The 14,715-nt window shown below is 68.1% G+C and carries 10 protein-coding genes and 1 tRNA gene; 2 read left to right on the top strand and 9 right to left on the bottom strand.

The genetic code is table 11. From position 1 onward, the window contains the following. Positions 1–47: 47 nt before the first annotated feature. Positions 48–2,657 carry a glycoside hydrolase family 66 protein gene (locus LLS1_RS14845; protein WP_226656701.1) on the bottom strand — a complete coding sequence of 870 codons (2,610 nt, stop codon included), beginning with the start codon at positions 2,655–2,657 and terminating at the stop codon, positions 48–50. A gap of 221 nt (positions 2,658–2,878) precedes the next feature. Here LLS1_RS14845 and LLS1_RS14850 point away from each other — a divergent pair, with 221 nt between their 5' ends. Then, positions 2,879–5,662 (top strand): glycoside hydrolase family 15 protein, encoded by a 2,784-nt coding sequence (locus LLS1_RS14850; RefSeq protein WP_226656703.1) that lies wholly within the window; start codon positions 2,879–2,881, stop codon positions 5,660–5,662. 214 nt (positions 5,663–5,876) lie between these two features. Here the strand turns inward: LLS1_RS14850 and LLS1_RS14855 are convergent. The 8 genes from LLS1_RS14855 to LLS1_RS14890 all read right to left on the bottom strand — a co-directional run bounded on the left by LLS1_RS14855 (position 5,877) and on the right by LLS1_RS14890 (position 13,509). Next, positions 5,877–5,965 (bottom strand) — tRNA-Ser (locus tag LLS1_RS14855). Between the two features lie 70 nt (positions 5,966–6,035). Next, the gene (locus tag LLS1_RS14860) at positions 6,036–6,743 is read right to left on the bottom strand and encodes a DUF2510 domain-containing protein (protein ID WP_226656705.1); all 708 of its coding nucleotides are present in this window, start codon (positions 6,741–6,743) and stop codon (positions 6,036–6,038) included. A gap of 134 nt (positions 6,744–6,877) precedes the next feature. Next, positions 6,878–7,987, bottom strand: a complete 1,110-nt coding sequence (locus LLS1_RS14865) for an AI-2E family transporter (RefSeq protein ID WP_226656707.1) — start codon at positions 7,985–7,987, stop codon at positions 6,878–6,880. Beyond that, the gene (locus LLS1_RS14870) at positions 7,987–8,310 is read right to left on the bottom strand and encodes a hypothetical protein (protein WP_223359046.1); all 324 of its coding nucleotides are present in this window, start codon (positions 8,308–8,310) and stop codon (positions 7,987–7,989) included. The genes LLS1_RS14865 and LLS1_RS14870 overlap by 1 nt, the downstream gene beginning before the upstream one ends. 120 nt (positions 8,311–8,430) lie before the next feature. Further along, the gene (locus LLS1_RS14875; protein ID WP_226656709.1) at positions 8,431–10,233 is read right to left on the bottom strand and encodes a glycoside hydrolase family 35 protein; all 1,803 of its coding nucleotides are present in this window, start codon (positions 10,231–10,233) and stop codon (positions 8,431–8,433) included. Then, on the bottom strand, positions 10,230–11,129 hold the full coding sequence (locus LLS1_RS14880; protein ID WP_226656710.1) for a carbohydrate ABC transporter permease: 900 nt from the start codon (positions 11,127–11,129) through the stop codon (positions 10,230–10,232). Before LLS1_RS14880 ends, LLS1_RS14875 begins: the two co-directional genes overlap by 4 nt. Continuing rightward, entirely contained in the window at positions 11,126–12,100 is a 975-nt protein-coding gene (locus LLS1_RS14885; protein ID WP_226656712.1) for a carbohydrate ABC transporter permease, read from the bottom strand. Before LLS1_RS14885 ends, LLS1_RS14880 begins: the two co-directional genes overlap by 4 nt. A gap of 107 nt (positions 12,101–12,207) precedes the next feature. Continuing rightward, positions 12,208–13,509 (bottom strand): extracellular solute-binding protein, encoded by a 1,302-nt coding sequence (locus tag LLS1_RS14890; RefSeq protein WP_226656714.1) that lies wholly within the window; start codon positions 13,507–13,509, stop codon positions 12,208–12,210. 150 nt (positions 13,510–13,659) lie between these two features. Between LLS1_RS14890 and LLS1_RS14895 the strand changes: the two genes are divergently transcribed. Continuing rightward, the gene (locus tag LLS1_RS14895) at positions 13,660–14,697 is read left to right on the top strand and encodes a LacI family DNA-binding transcriptional regulator (protein WP_223359041.1); all 1,038 of its coding nucleotides are present in this window, start codon (positions 13,660–13,662) and stop codon (positions 14,695–14,697) included. The last annotated feature ends 18 nt before the right edge of the window (positions 14,698–14,715 follow it).

Consider the following 14,715-nt stretch of genomic DNA (forward strand, 5'->3'; position numbering starts at 1 on the left):
CTGAACCGCACTCTCGAGCTGCAGCGCCCGTGCCGTAGGACTCGCACTCAGGGCCCGACGGTGAGGTTGTCGAGGTTGATCGCTCCCGAGCCCCCGGTGCACCAGATGACGACCGTATGGAGGCCCGGCGTGAGTGTGACCGGTACGGACACTGTGGTCCAGGAGTCCCAGGTGCCCTGTGCAGGGAAGGTCGGCGTGGCTACCTGCTGACCGTCGACGGCGACGATTCGCGTCGCCGTGGAGCCGCCGTTGCCGTACCGGAGCGTGAGGTGGTAGTTGCCACTCGTCGCTGCGCTGACGGTGAAGGACACGCCGCTGTTGGTCTGATAGAAGTTGTCGACGAATCCGTTTCCGGTGTAACCCGCGTGGTCGGTGTTGGTGGTGACGTTGGTCAGCACAGCGTTCTCGGCCTCGTACTGGTTGCCGCTCGGCGTGGTGAAGCCGCGGTCGATGTAGATCATGTCCCAGACATTCAGTTTCGGCACAGTGAAGCTGATGTAGCGGCCGTTGCCATCGGTGCCGATGGTGTAGCTCAGGTTCGTGCTGGAATCGTTGTTGCTGTCCGGCGTGGCGACGTGCACCGCCGTCGGGGACTCGTTCGGCCCGATGTAGTACTTGACCGCCAGGTTCGTCTGCGCCGGCGGCGTGGCCTTACCCGCGTCGCGCCAGGTGTTGTCGTTCCCGAGCAGATTGACGAGCTGAACGACATCGTCGCTGGACGTCTTCTTCACGTCGGTCCAGACGGTGTTCGCCGAAGCGTCACCGGAGGTCGCTACGCCCGCGATCGAGAGGAACTGCGACCCGGAGTCGACGGAGTGCACATCCGGGCCGTAGAGAAGGTTCTCGTACGCGGTGATGAAGTCGTAGTAGTTCTTCTCCCACGCGCGCAGAGCGTTGGTCATCTGCTTGTCGTGGTCGGGGAAGTACGGCGCGGACAGCATCGAGTCGCCTTGCGCCATCCCGATGTTCGTTGCACCGGAGGCGGCGATGGCGGCGTCTTCGAGTTCGACGGAGTTGGTGTCGAGGGTCCCGAGGACGAGATTGTCGAGGTTCACGAATCCGGTGTTGCTGCTGCCGACGGAGATGGTGACCGTGTGCGTCCCCGCTGTGAGGGTGGGCGTGACGATATCCGCGTCGTAGTGCCAGTTGTTCCAGTTGCCGTCGGTGGGCATGGTGACGTTGCCCAGGGTCGTTCCGTCGACGGCGACGCTGCGTGTGGCGTCGCCCGCCGCGCCGTTCGCGTACCGGAAGACGAGGCTGTAGCGGCGGGTCTCGGGGGCGGTGATCGTGAACGTGACCGTGTCGCCGGTGTTGCCGTAGTTGGCGACGAACCCGGTGCCGGTGTAGCCGGCGTGGTCGGAGTCGACGGTGAGGCCGCTGCTCAGGGTCGCGTTCTCGGCTTCGTACGTGGGGCCGGCGTCATCCTTGGTGTTCGGGTAGGCCGCGATGACCGAGGGGATGCCTGCCGATTCGTTCTTCTGCGTGTCCAGGTAGGTCTTCATCGCCGTATAGGTCTCGTGGTTGTCCCAGAGCTCGCTGTACAGGTAGTCGGTCTGCTTTCCACTGGCGACGTTGTCGCCGCCGTATCCGTCGACGGCGTTGAACCCGAGCGCCTTGCCCGTGCCCAGTGCGCTTCGGGATGCGGCCACGAGTGAGGCGAGGCCCGACGGGAGATCGACGGGGTTGTTCGAGGTGTCGGTCATCGCGCCCCAGTTGCCGAGCTGGTCGAGGTGCACCCCGTCGAACCCCATCGTGTTCGCCTCGTCGACGTACTTGGCGGTGATGTAGCTCTGCCAGCTGGTGTTCGCGGGGTTGAACATGTAGAGGTTCGTGCTGGGTTGGTTGGGCTTCATCTCGAAGGCCCACGGCTGGCCGGTGGACGCGTACTTCAGAGCCCAGTTCGGGTCCACCCCCGACACACTCTGATAGTTCTGCAGGGCTGCGTACGACATCGAGTACGGCATCGCCGCGGCGCTGTCGTTGTGCACGGCGAGGATGTAGTTCTGGACGGTCGTCGGCGAGATGACGTCTCCGTTCCAAGCGGTCCAGGTCGATGCGAGGGTGCCGTTGGCGTTGCGTTCGATCGGGTTCTCGTGACGCCACATCCAGTCGTAGAACTGGAAGGCGTTGATGTGGTACTCGCGGACCAGCTGATCGACATCGGCTTGCGCTTGCGCCGTGGTCGTGCCGGACGGATACGTGGTGAGGGCGGCGAATCGGGGGAAGTGCTTCCAGTCGCTGGACACGTCGATCGCGGTCTGGGTGGTGGATGCTCCCGCCGTCACTGTGACCAGGTACCCGGTGAAGTCCGCGCTCGGGGCCGTGGTGTTCCAGGTGACCGATTGGGTGCCATTGGCTGCCACATTCGCGGTCGCTGTCCCGGTGGCCACGGTGCTGCCGAGGTGCGACACCGTGAATCCGACAGGACCAGACCAGGAGCCGGCGCCACTGGTCTCGGCGACGACTGCTGTCACGGTGACGGACGCGCCGGGCGCGTACCGGGCCTGGCTGACGTAGGCGCTGGTGAGAGTCGGGGTCCCTCCCGACGCGTATGCGGCGGACCCGACGAGGAGCGAGGCAATGGTGGCGACTGCAGCGAGGCCGCCCGTCAGGACGTTTCGAAGGCGCCGTGCCCGGACAGCGGGAGTGTGTGACATTTTCGTGCTCCTAAGGCGTGACATCGTTGTGCCCCCAAGGGTCGAGTAGTTCACATCATGACGGTGTCAATTAGTTCTGTCAATCAAATATCCATCGACCTTAGCGAAGCTTCTTCGCGCCGCAGCGCTCGGAAATTGGTTCATTTACTTGCTTGACAGAACTAACCGAGGGGGTCGAGACTCGCCCTGTTCCCCTCCCCTGTCGACCCAAGGAGGCGTCGATGAAACACAGACTCACCTCGCGACTCGCACCCGTCGTCGCGCTCGCCCTGCTCAGCGCGACCGCGCTCAGCGTGGTCGCGGCACCGACACACGCTTCGGCAACGTCACCTACGCAGCCCTCCACCGAGACCGCCCGCAGCCTCTACATGAACAATTGGACGGACACCACGGGCATCTGGATGGCTCCGCAGCTGGCCCAGACCGACTCCAATACGCAGTACGGCCCGCGACTTGGCGAACTCCACTACTCCCCCGCCGGCGCGACCTCCGCTTCCGCGGTCAACCAGATCGTCGACTACACCGGGTTCTTCCGCGACGAGACGAACGGCAACAAGTACGACCAGGTCCACGATTTCGGTAGTGCGACCGGCTACATCGACTCGGGCGGCGTCCTCCGCAGTGACTACGGCGCCTACAACGGGTCAGCCACCACCGTCACCATCGGCCGGGACTACGCGTTCGTACCGAACCAGCATTTCCTCGTCGTCCAGTACCGTCTCCACAACCCGGGCACCAGTGCGGTGAACCTGAACGTCCTCGATGCTGTCCACCTCAACAACACCGGATCCTCCGGCCAGAACGTCACGGCGTCCTGGGATGCGACACGCACCGCCGCCGACGCGGACATGTCGGCCAGCGGTCAGTACCACGTGACTCTCGGCGCGCTCGACGGCGCCGACGGGCACCAGGTCGGCGACGACACCAACTCCACGCTGACGAGCGCGTCCGTCGCTCCGTGGTACACCTTCGACAACAACGGCACACTGGCGAACAACAGTTCCGTCAGCGCGATGAACGTCGACCTCGCCATCAACAAGAGGGTCAACGTTCCCGCCGGCGGCGACGCAACCGCTTCCTTCTACCTGGCGATCGCCGACACAGCCTGCAACGCGAACGCTGCTGCCGATGCGGCGCGGGCGCATACCGGAACCTACTGGCTGAACAACACCACGACGGCATACTCCAACTGGCTCGCAGCAGGATCCCGTACGACGAGCAACTTCTCGGATACCGGCCTGTCGACCGCATTCGACCGGGCGCTGGTCTCGATCAAGCAGTCCCAGAGCCCGGTTCTCGGAGTGTGGCCGGCTGCCACCAACCCGATCGCCTACGGCTACAAGAGCTGGGTTCGCGACTCCGCGGTCACTGCGCTCGCTCTGGACAGCTCCGGGCATCACGCGGAGGCCGACAAGTACTTCCGATGGTTGGCGAGCGTCCAATACGCCGACGGCTCCTTCGGCACGACCTACGACAACTGGACCGGTCAGCACGTGAGCTTCGTCGAGCCGGAACTCGACAGTGTCGGCATCTTCCTCATCGGCGCTTACCGGCACTGGATCCAGACCGGTGACACCGGATTCCGGGACGCCGTCTGGCCGGAGATCCAGAAGGCCGCGAACTTCGTGTCGAACAACATCGCGAGCAACGGGCTCGGCCCGAAGGACGCGTCCATCTGGGAGGAGACGCAGGAGTACAACGCCTTCACCCAGGCCCTCTACGTCAGTGGCCTGTGGGCTGCCGAATCCGTCGCGCAAAGCAAGAGCGACACCACGGATGCGGACACGTGGAGCCATGCCGCAGGATCCATTGCCACCGCGCTGCAGACGAGCTCGCTCAATTCACCCGCCGGCATGTGGAACTCGCCAGACGGCTACTACAACCGAGCGGTGAACGCCGACAACACGGGCAGGACGACGATCGATTCGTCGTCCGACATGCTGATGGTCTCGGGGGTCGTCGACCCGAGCAGTAGTCGTGCCGTCTCGCACCTGTCGAAGATCATCTCGACCCTCACCCACGACACCTACGGGCTGGCGCGGTACCAAGGAGACAACTTCTACTACACGTCGCCATACAGCCCTGCGGGCAACGAAGCGTTGGCCGCTGAACCGTCCTGGCCCCAGATGTCGATGTACGCGGCGATCGACGACACGTACACAGGCAACACCACCGACGCGCTCAACCGGCTCACCTGGTACGTCACGCGCACCGCAGCGGGCTACATGCCGCCCGGGGAGGCCGTCTCCAATGTGAGCCAGAAGCCGATCATCTCCACGATGGTGGAACCGGTCACCGGCGCCTGGTACGTGCTCGCGGCACTCGTCTACACCCACCAGGCCGACACTCGGACCTACGCGCCCATCAGCGACGCCGGCTCCAACGCCAGCCTCACGGTGAACTCGGGGACGACAGGAGACTGGCCCCAGTGGAACCCGATCCCGTACTTCGTCTCGAAGGTCGGGAACGAGACCAGCGGCGACGCGAACACGGACATCAAGAACGTCGCCATCGCCAACGATGCCAACAACATCTACATCCGCATCGACAACGCGTCGGGGACCCTCCCCGGCTACAACACGACGCCGAAGTTCGCCGTCAACGTCTATGCCGGCGACTACTCGGGCAGCAGTTCCACCACGACGAGCACGACGGCGATGTACGGCGCGACCCTGCCCCGACCAGCTGCGTACATGGTGGGACGGTGGTCGGACTCGACGAACTACGCCCACTTCTCGGTCAGCGGAGGAGCGTGGACGGCCGACTCGTCGATCACGTCCGTCATCGCACCGCAATGGGATCCGACAACGGGACGCATCGAGGTCGTCATCCCACGCAGCGCGCTCACCAGCGGAGCCGCCGCCGACGGTTCGGTCCAGCCGATCACGATCGCGCTCGTCCGCCAGAATCCGACGACCGGTGCGTGGTCGGAGGATGACCAGCTCAGCCTGCGCTACCGGCTGACGCCGACCAATACCGCCTGGATCTACGGCAACGTCCGCTAGCCAGTAGGTAGCGAGGTGGGCGAGGTGCATTGCATCTCGCCCACCTCGTGTCTCAACGGCCCGCGTTGATGTCCGCCTCACGGCAGCAGGCGTTTCCACGTCTCGCGGTTGTCGAGCAGCCACGACCGACGGCGTCTCTGAGGTGCGGAAGCTGGGCGCTGTGAGGCCCGGCACGGTTGGGCGCACAATCCGTCAGGACTCGCACCTCTTGTTGCGGAGACGGAGGGATTTGAACCCTCGGTCCCCTTACGGGGACTCCACCTTAGCAGGGTGGTGCACTAGGCCTGACTATGCGACGTCTCCTGAGCGCCCGCGAGCAGGCGCACGTGAGCCATCATAACGGACGCGGGCGGCCCGTTCGGACACGGGGTTCTCAGGCTCCGTAGGTGGCGAGGCGGGAGATCTGGTCGAACATGGTGGTGAAGAGCATGATCGTCCAGATCGTCGTGACGATGAAGGAGAGGGCGGTCACCCCGATCATCGCCCACAACGGCGCCATCCCGCGCTTCTGGGCGACGGAGCGGACGATCACGGTGCGGCCGATGACGTAGACGAGGCTGCTCAGGAACGACCAGGCCCAGTGGAACGGGCGGACGACGCCGCGGCGGGTGAGTTCGCGGTGGTCGAGCCAGCTGAAGACGACCGTGGCCGCGTAGGTCAGCCAGCTGACGCCGATGAGCACGAAGTACCAGGGGCCGCCGATGACGGCGAGTGGGTCGACCATCGGCCTGGGGTCGTTGAGGTCGATGGTGGGGATGCGGATCTGGATGGTCGGCAGCAGCAGGATGCTCAGCACCGGGAGGAGCACGACGAGCCAGATCCAGACCGTGCCGACCGGCGTCGCCGGGTTCAGCTCGGGGCGCGCGGGCTGGACGGGGGCGTAGTACTGGGGCGCGACCGGCTGCGCGGGCGCGACCGGCTGCGCGGGCGCGACCGGCTGCGCGGGCGCGACCGGCTGCGCCGACGGTGCGATGTGTGGCGTCCACTGTGCTCCGTCCCACCACCGCTGCTGGGGTGCACCGGAGGGGTCGGGGTACCATCCCGCGGCGACTCCCCCGGGAGTCCCGTTCACGTCGGTCATGTGCGCCTCCATCCCGCAGCCGCCGATACGACCACCTTCGCGACCCTATCGCGCCGTCCCGTCGCGGGCCGCGAAGTTCACGTCGTTGCGCTCACAGCGGCGTTTTGAGCGCAACGACGTGAACCTCGCCGGGTCTACTCCACCGCGGGCGGAGTGCCGCGGACGGTGCGCAGCATGGCGGCGACCATCGCGTTGGCCACGGCGATGAGCGGCACCGCGAAGAGTGCGCCGGCGACACCGGCGATCCCGGTGCCGGCGGCGACGCCGACGACCACGGCGAGGGGATGCACCTTGACCGCGCCGCCGACCAGCAGCGGCTGCATCACGTGCGCTTCGAGCAGATGCACGAGCAGCACACCGGCGAGCATGATGATCGCCTGCACGGGGCCGGCGAACACCAGGGCGATCACGACGGCGATGACGCCGGAGACGATGGCGCCGATGACGGGGATGAAGGAGGCGAGCAGCACGACGACGCCGATGGGGACGGCGAGCGGCAGGCCCAGGAAGAAGGCGACCAGGCCGATCCCGACGCCGTTGACCACGGCGACGAGGATCTGGACGCGCACGAAGCTCGTGAGGGTGCTCCAGCCGGCGTCGCCCGCCGCCGCGATGGCCGGGCGGCCGGTACGCGGGAAGAGGCGGGTGATCCAGCGCCAGATGCCGTGGCCGTCGATGAGCATGAAGATGGTCGCGAAGACGGCGATCAGCGCGCCCGCCAGCAGGTGGCCGGTCGTCGAGCCGACGCGCACCGCCCCGCCGATCAGCTGTCCGCTGTCTTTGCGGAGCAAGTCCCCCGCACTGGCGACGTACCCGGAGAGCTGCGTGTCGGTCACGCTCCACGGCGGCTCGCGGAGGGTGTTGCGCAGGCGGTCGTATGCGGCGACCGACTCCCGCTCCAGCTGCGGCAGTCCCGCGCGCACCTGCCACACGACGAGCATGACCAGTCCGGCGACGACGGCGGCGAACGCGACGAGCGTGACCAGGATCGCCAGCCACTTCGGCCAGCGGTGCCGCACGAGCGACGACACCGCGGGCTGCAGCAGGGCCGACACGAGCAGGGCGACGAGCAGCGGGATGACGATCTCGTGGAAGACGATCACGAGGTAGACGACGACCGCCGCGAGCCCGAGGATCACGAGCAGGCGCCACGACCACTCGGAGGCGGTGCGGACGCCGGGCGGGACGGTCGATGCGTCAGCGGATGCGCCGTCCGGCCGTGGACGGCTCCAGGGCATCTCCATCAGGAGTCCATGCCGACGGCCGGCTCGCCCACGAACCGGTGCGCCTCGTCGGCGAGCTCCGGCCAGTCCTCGGCATCCGCGATACGCACCCAGGCCCCGGCGGCCTCGGCGCGCGCGGCGGGAACCGTGGTCGCGATCCCACGACCCACCAGATCGGCGGCGCGTTCGCGCGGCAGGTCGACGACGAGCTCATCGCGGTCGAGGTAGGCGAAGAGCCGATCGTGCACGTGCAGCCCGGTCGCCGTCGCGGAGACATCGAGGTCGGGATCCTGCAGCAGCCGGGTGGTGAGCAGGTCGAATGCGGTGGTGGGGCTGTCGGTCACGGGATGTCCTCTCGTCGGGTTCGACTCCATCCAACGCCTCCCCGCCGCGATTTTGACCGAATGAGGCGAAAGCGCGCCGCAAATACGACCTTCGGTTCACCGCGCCGACGAGTGAACCCGCTAGAACGTCTCCACGTACTCCTCCGGCGGCCCCAGCTCGGGAGCGGCGCGGAACTCGATCCGCTCGCCGGAGTGCTCGAGCTCGAGCAGCGTCACCGTGTTCCCGCCGGGACGCAGCACGGGCGCCGGGACGTACAGCGTGACCTGCGGGCCGATCTCCCAGTATCGCCCGAGCAGGAAGCCGTTGACCCAGGCGAAGCCCTTGCCGAATCCGGGGAGGGCCAGGAAGGCGTCCGCCGGATCGTCGGCGCCGAGCACGAACCGCGCCGTCGAGAACCCGGCGCCCGCGGCTCCGCGAGCCGCCCGACCGCCCGCCAGCCGCGCGACCTCCCCCTCCCCCCACTCGTCCAGCGGCACGGGGCGCGCGGTCCAGCCGTGCACCAGACGGCGGTCGACGCGCACGCCGCCCAGGATGCCCTTGCCCTGGCCGAGCAACGGGCCGTAGTTGATGCGGCCCTGGTTCTCGACCAGGATGCGCAGCTCGACAGCGTCGCCCGCGCCCGTGACGGCGAGCGAGCCGTCGGCGTCGAGGGTCCCGACGCGGGTGCCGTCGACGAAGACCTGAGCGCGGTCGTGCAGACCGGCGATCGTCAGCGTGCACTCTCCGCGTGGGAGCCGAGGCGTCGCGCGGTAGAGCACGAGCCCGGAGGCGATGCCCAGCTCCTCGAAGCTCGGCGGGGTGGGGAAGGGGCTGCCCGCGACCGGGAGGCCGTCGAGCGCGGCGAGGAGACCGGCGCCGGGCACCACCGGAACGGTGCGGGGCGCCAGGATCGGCGGATCGGGGGGCACCTCGCGCAGTCGGCCTCCCGCTGCGGCGAACCGCGACCGGAACGCGTGGAACTTCGGCGTCACGGCACCGTGCTCGGTGATCGGGGCGTCCGAATCGTAGCTGGTGATCGTCGGCTGCAGCCGGCCGTCGTGGTTCGCCCCCGCCCACAGGCCGAAGTTGGTGCCGCCGTGCGCCATGTACAGGCTGACGGAGCCGCCGGCGTCGAGGATCTCACCGAGGGTCGCGTCGGCGCTCTGCACCGTGCGCACGTGGTGGCGCTCGCCCCAGTGGTCGAACCAGCCGTTCCAGAACTCGGCGCACAGCAGGGGCTCGCCCTCGCGCCGGGACCGCAGCAGGCGAAACGCCTGCTCGGCGCGCGAGCCGAAGGTCGCCGTCGCGAGCACGCCGGGCAGGCTGCCGCCGTCGAGCATGAGGTCGGTCGGACCGTCCGCGGTGTAGAGCAGCTCGGTCGCGCCCCGGTCGACGAGCGCATCCCGTAGCCAGGTCAGATACGACGCGTCGTCGCCGTAGCTGCCGTACTCGTTCTCGACTTGGAGGGCGACGATCGGTCCGCCGTTCGACGCCTGCAGGGCGGCGAGCCGCGGGACGAGGTCGTCGAACCAGTCGGCGACGGCGGAGAGAAACGCGGGTTCGGAACTGCGGGCGCGGGTGCCGACGCGCGCGGTCAGCCAGGCGGGCAGGCCGCCGTTGTCCCACTCGGCGCAGATGTACGGGCCCGGGCGCACGATGACGTCCAGGCCGACCTCGCCCGCCAGGCGGACGAACGCCTCGAGGTCGCACCAGCCCTCGAAGGAGGCGGGCCGGTCCGCCCGGCGCTGGTGGAAGTTCCACGCGACGTACGTGTCGACGGTGTTGAGCCCGAGCGCCGCCAGACGCTCCAGCCGGTCGCGCCACTGGGCGGGATGCACGCGGAAGTAGTGCAGGGACCCCGAGAGCACCTGGTGGGGCGCGCCGTCGCGCAGCAGCACCCCCTCCTCGTACGTCAGCAGCGAGGAGGTTCCCGTCAGCGTCACTTCACGGCCCCCGCGGTCATTCCGGCGCGCCAGAACCGCTGCAGCGCGAGGAACGCGACGATCAGCGGGATGACCGACACGAGCGACCCGATCACCACGAGCGGCGGCGGGACGGCGACGTGGCTGGCGTTCCATCCGACGAGTCCGACGGTCACCGGCTGCATGCGGTCGTCTCCGAGCACCATGGCCGGCAGGAGGTAGTTGTTCCAGATCTCGACGAACTGGAACAGGAAGATGGTCACCAGCGCGGGGAGCATCATCCTGGCCGAGATCGAGCGGAAGATCCGGAACTCGCTCGCGCCGTCGATCCGCCCCGCCTCGATCACCTCGTCGGGCACCGATTGAGCGGCGAACACGCGCGCCAGGTAGACGCCGAACGGGCTGACGATGCTCGGCAGCAGCACGGCGAGCGGGTTGTTGATGAGGTGCACGCCCGAGAACATCAGATAGAGCGGCAGCGTGAACAGGATCTTCGGCACGAGCACCGCGGCGAGGATGACGCCGAACAGCGCCCCCCGGCCCGGGAAGTCGTACTTCGCCAGCGCGTAGCCGCCCATCGCGGAGAGGAGGGTGCCGATCGCGGCGCCCACTCCGCAGTAGAGCAGGCTGTTGAGCATCCACTGCCAGAAGATGCCGTCGCCCTGCGCCGTGAGCCGGACGAGGTTGTCGAACAGGCCGAAGCCGTCGAACCAAAGCCCGTTGCCCGAGAACTGCTCGCCGAACGGCTTGGTCGCCGAGACGAGCAGCCACCAGAGCGGGAAGAGGAAGTAGACGGTCGACACCGAGAGCAGCACCAGCACGACGGTGCGGCTCAGCGCAGTGGTGTCGCGACGCGGGCTCAGGCCTCGTGCGTTCGGACGCCGTGTGGTCGGACGCCGTGTGGTGAGGGCGGTCACGCCGTGTCCCCCTTGCTGGTGAGTCGGAAGAAGACGAACGAGATCACGCCGACGAGCACCGCGAGGATGACCGACTGCGCGGCCGCGTACGGGTAGTTGCCGGCGCCGACCGCGGCCTGGGCCGACATGATCGGGGTGAAGGTGGACGACACGGAGCCGCCCGAGATCGGCTGCAGCACGGTCGGCTCGTTGTAGAGCTGGGCGGAGCCGATGATCGAGAAGACGGCCGTCAGGATGATCGCGCTGCGCACCATCGGGATCTTGATGCTCCACGCCGTCCGGAAGGCGGAAGCGCCGTCGAGTTTGGCCGCCTCCAGCACCTCGGCCGGGATCGACTGCAGCGCGGCGTAGATGATGATCATGTTGTAGCCGGTCCAGCTCCAGGTCACGATGTTCGCGACCGACCACAGCACCGTCCCCTCGTCGAAGAACGGCAGCTGGATGCCCAGCGGCGCGAGCAGGTGGTTGATCGGGCTCGATGTGGTCGAGTACATGAACGACCAGACGAGCGCGGCGCTCACGCCCGGGATGGCGTAGGGCAGGAAGCTGGAGAGCCGGAAGAAGCCCTTGCCCCGCGCCGACTTCGAGTCGATGAGCAGGGCGAGCGCCAGCGCGAGGCCGAGCATGACCGGCACCTGCACGATGCCGAACAGCGCCACCCGGCCGAGCGACGCGACGAAGTCGGGGTCGCCGAACGCGTGGAGGTAGTTCGCGAAGGGGTCGAACTCCTGGGTCGGCGCTGTCAGGCCGAGGCCGGAGCGCTTGACCGTGAAGAGGCTGCTGACGAAGGCATAGACGATCGGCGCGATGTTCATCGCGGCGAACAGCACGACGAACGGCCCGAGGAACAGCAGCCGCGCGCGCCAGCTGAACGAGCGGCGAGGCCGGCGCGCGCGTCGCAGCGCGCGCGGCCCGGCGTCGCTCGCCGCCGGTGGGGTCGCCGGATGCTCGGCGACGGCCAGTTCGGTCACGTTTCCTTCTCTCCGCCCACGGGATGCCCGTGCGCTGTCACGACGGGATGCGACGGGCCGTCCCGAATCGGCCCGTCGCATCCCGCTCCCCCGTTCCCGCTCTCGCCCTACTCGGAGACCGTCAGGCCCTGCTTCGTGAGCTCGGCGACCGTCTTGTCCTGCGCGCTCTTCAGCGCGTCGGCGATCGTGCCCTGACCGGCCCAGGCCTTGCCCAGCCCGTCGTCGAGGTCGGCCGCGGTCTTCGTCATCACCGGACCCCACGTCCAGTCGGGGTTGACCTGCGGTGCGGCCTTCGCGAAGACGTCGAAGATCTTCTGGCCGCCGAAGTAGGCGTCGCCCTCGGTGAGCGCGGGCAGATCGGCCAGGCCGGTCGCAGCCGGGTAGAGGCCGGCCTTCTGCACGAGCGTGTTGTACGTGTCCTTGTCGGTGCTCAGCCAGTGGGCGAACTCCCACGCGGCCTTGGTGTCCGAGCAGCCCTTGAGCACGGCGGTCGCCGAGCCGCCGGCGTTGCCGACCTCGTCGTCGCCCGCCGACCACTGCGGCATCGGGGCGACCGCCCACTTGCCCGAGCCGTCGGCGGCGCCGCCCTTGATGACGCCCGCCTGCCAGACGGCTCCGACCACGGTGGCGATGCTGCCGTCGCCGAGGCCGGTGTACCAGGCCTGGTCGTACATCGGCGCGCTGCTGATCAGACCTTCCGAGACGAGTCCCTGCCAGTAGTCGGCGACCTTCGCGTTGGCGTCGGAGGCCATCGTGACCTTCCAGGCGTCACCGTCGACGTCGAACCACTTCGCGCCGGTCTGCCAGGCGAGGCCCGCGTAGTCGTAGTCGAGGTAGGGCGACGAGATGAACTTCGTCGGGTCGGCGGCGTGGATCTTCTCGGCGTCGGCCTTGTACTCGTCCCACGTCGTCGGCGCGCTCAGCCCGAGCGAGTCGAAGACCTCCTTGTTGTAGAAGAGGCCCATCGGGCCGGTGTCGACCGGCGCGCCGTAGACGGCGTCCCCGATGCTGACCGACTTCCAGGCCGCCGGCTGGAAGTCCTTCTCGTCGGCCTTCGCGACCGACGAGACGTCTTCGAGCGCGCCCTGTGCGGCGAAGCTCGGCAGGGTCTCGTAGCCCACCTGCGCGAGGCACGGCGCGTTTTTCGCGGTGACCGCGTTGAGCATCTTCTGGTACCCGCCCTTGGAGCCGGGCTGCACCTCCTGGTACGTCACCGTCACGTCCTTGTGAGCGGCGTTGAACGCCTTGACCGCGTCGGCGTAGCCGGGGGCCCAGCCCCAGAACGTCACGGTGGCCGGCTTCGCGTCGTCGCCGGAGCCGGATCCCCCGGAACAGCCGGCCAGGCTCATGATGCCGAGCGCGACCGCCCCCGCCGCGCCCGCCAATCGGATTGCTGCTGACTTCTTCACTGCCTCTCCTTTGAACACAGACACCCTTCAGCGGGTTCGAGAAGCGAGTGTCGCACAGAATGATACCGATAACAACAGTTCCGCCAGGATTGCCGTAATCGGTCAATGGATCTGCGTGATTGCAACGATGCGCCCGCTATCATTGCCAGCATGGCCAGTACGGAAGCACGGGAGTCGGCGCCGAAGCCGCCCGGGATGACGGATGTCGCACGCGTCGCCGGGGTCTCCGCCCAGACGGTCTCGCGAGCGCTCAGCGGGCACCCCAACGTGCAGGAGAAGACCCGCGCGAAGGTCCTCGCCGCCGTCGAGCAGCTCGGTTACCGCATGAACAACGCGGCGCGCATGCTGTCCTCCGGACACAGCCGGACGATCGGGATCGTGCTGCTGCAGACCAGCTTCTTCTCGCGCACCGCCGTCACCGTCGGGGTCGAGGAAGCCGCGCGTGACGCCGGCTACTCCGTCAGCTCGGCGACCAGCCCGTCCCTCGAGCCGACGGCCATCGAGGAGGCGATGTCACGCCTGGCCGACCAGGGCGTGGAGGGCATCATCCTGGCGCTGCCGCTCATCCACGTCACCCGCGGCATCGAGGAGCTGACCCGCGCGATCCCCACCATCACCATCGACGGATCGCGCACCTCCTCCACCGAGATCGTCGCCGTCGACCAGTCCCAAGCCGCACGGCTGGCGACGCAGCACCTGCTCGATCTGGGCCACAAGACCGTCTGGCACGTCTCCGGCCCCACCGAGTGGCTGGACGCCATGAGCCGCAGCGAGGGATGGCGCAGCACGTTGGAGGCGGCCGGGATCACTCCCCCACCCGAGCTCAAGGGCGACTGGTCCCCGGCCTCCGGCTACCAGAACGGGCTGATCCTTGCGCGCATCCCCGAGGTCACGGCCGTGTTCGTCTCGAGCGACGAGATGGCGTTCGGCGTGATCCGCGCCTTCCACGAGCTCGGCCGGCGCATCCCGGAGGACATCTCCGTCGTCGGCGTGGACGACATCACTCTCGCCGAGTACTGCTCCCCCTCGCTCACCACGGTCGCGCAGCCCTTCGGCGAGATGGGTCGCCTCGCGGTCGAGCACCTTCTGCGCTACATCGCCGACCCGCACACGACCCTCGCCCCGGCGTCGGTGGAGCCGACGCTCGTGGTGCGCGCGTCGACGGCGGCAGCGCCCGCGACCGCCTGACCCGGAGCCCCGGGGCGG

The sequence above is a fragment of the Leifsonia sp. LS1 genome, from assembly GCF_020521355.1.
In the GTDB taxonomy this organism is placed as follows: domain Bacteria; phylum Actinomycetota; class Actinomycetes; order Actinomycetales; family Microbacteriaceae; genus Leifsonia.

What these genes read in the sequence shown, in the direction of transcription:
- LLS1_RS14865 (WP_226656707.1), bottom strand. Translation starts at nt 7,987, where the DNA reads ATGGAGATGCCCTGGAGCCGTCCACGGCCGGACGGCGCATCCGCTGAC.
- LLS1_RS14895 (WP_223359041.1), top strand. Translation starts at nt 13,660, where the DNA reads ATGGCCAGTACGGAAGCACGGGAGTCGGCGCCGAAGCCGCCCGGGATG.
- LLS1_RS14845 (WP_226656701.1), bottom strand. Translation starts at nt 2,657, where the DNA reads ATGTCACACACTCCCGCTGTCCGGGCACGGCGCCTTCGAAACGTCCTG.
- LLS1_RS14850 (WP_226656703.1), top strand. Translation starts at nt 2,879, where the DNA reads ATGAAACACAGACTCACCTCGCGACTCGCACCCGTCGTCGCGCTCGCC.
- LLS1_RS14860 (WP_226656705.1), bottom strand. Translation starts at nt 6,743, where the DNA reads ATGACCGACGTGAACGGGACTCCCGGGGGAGTCGCCGCGGGATGGTAC.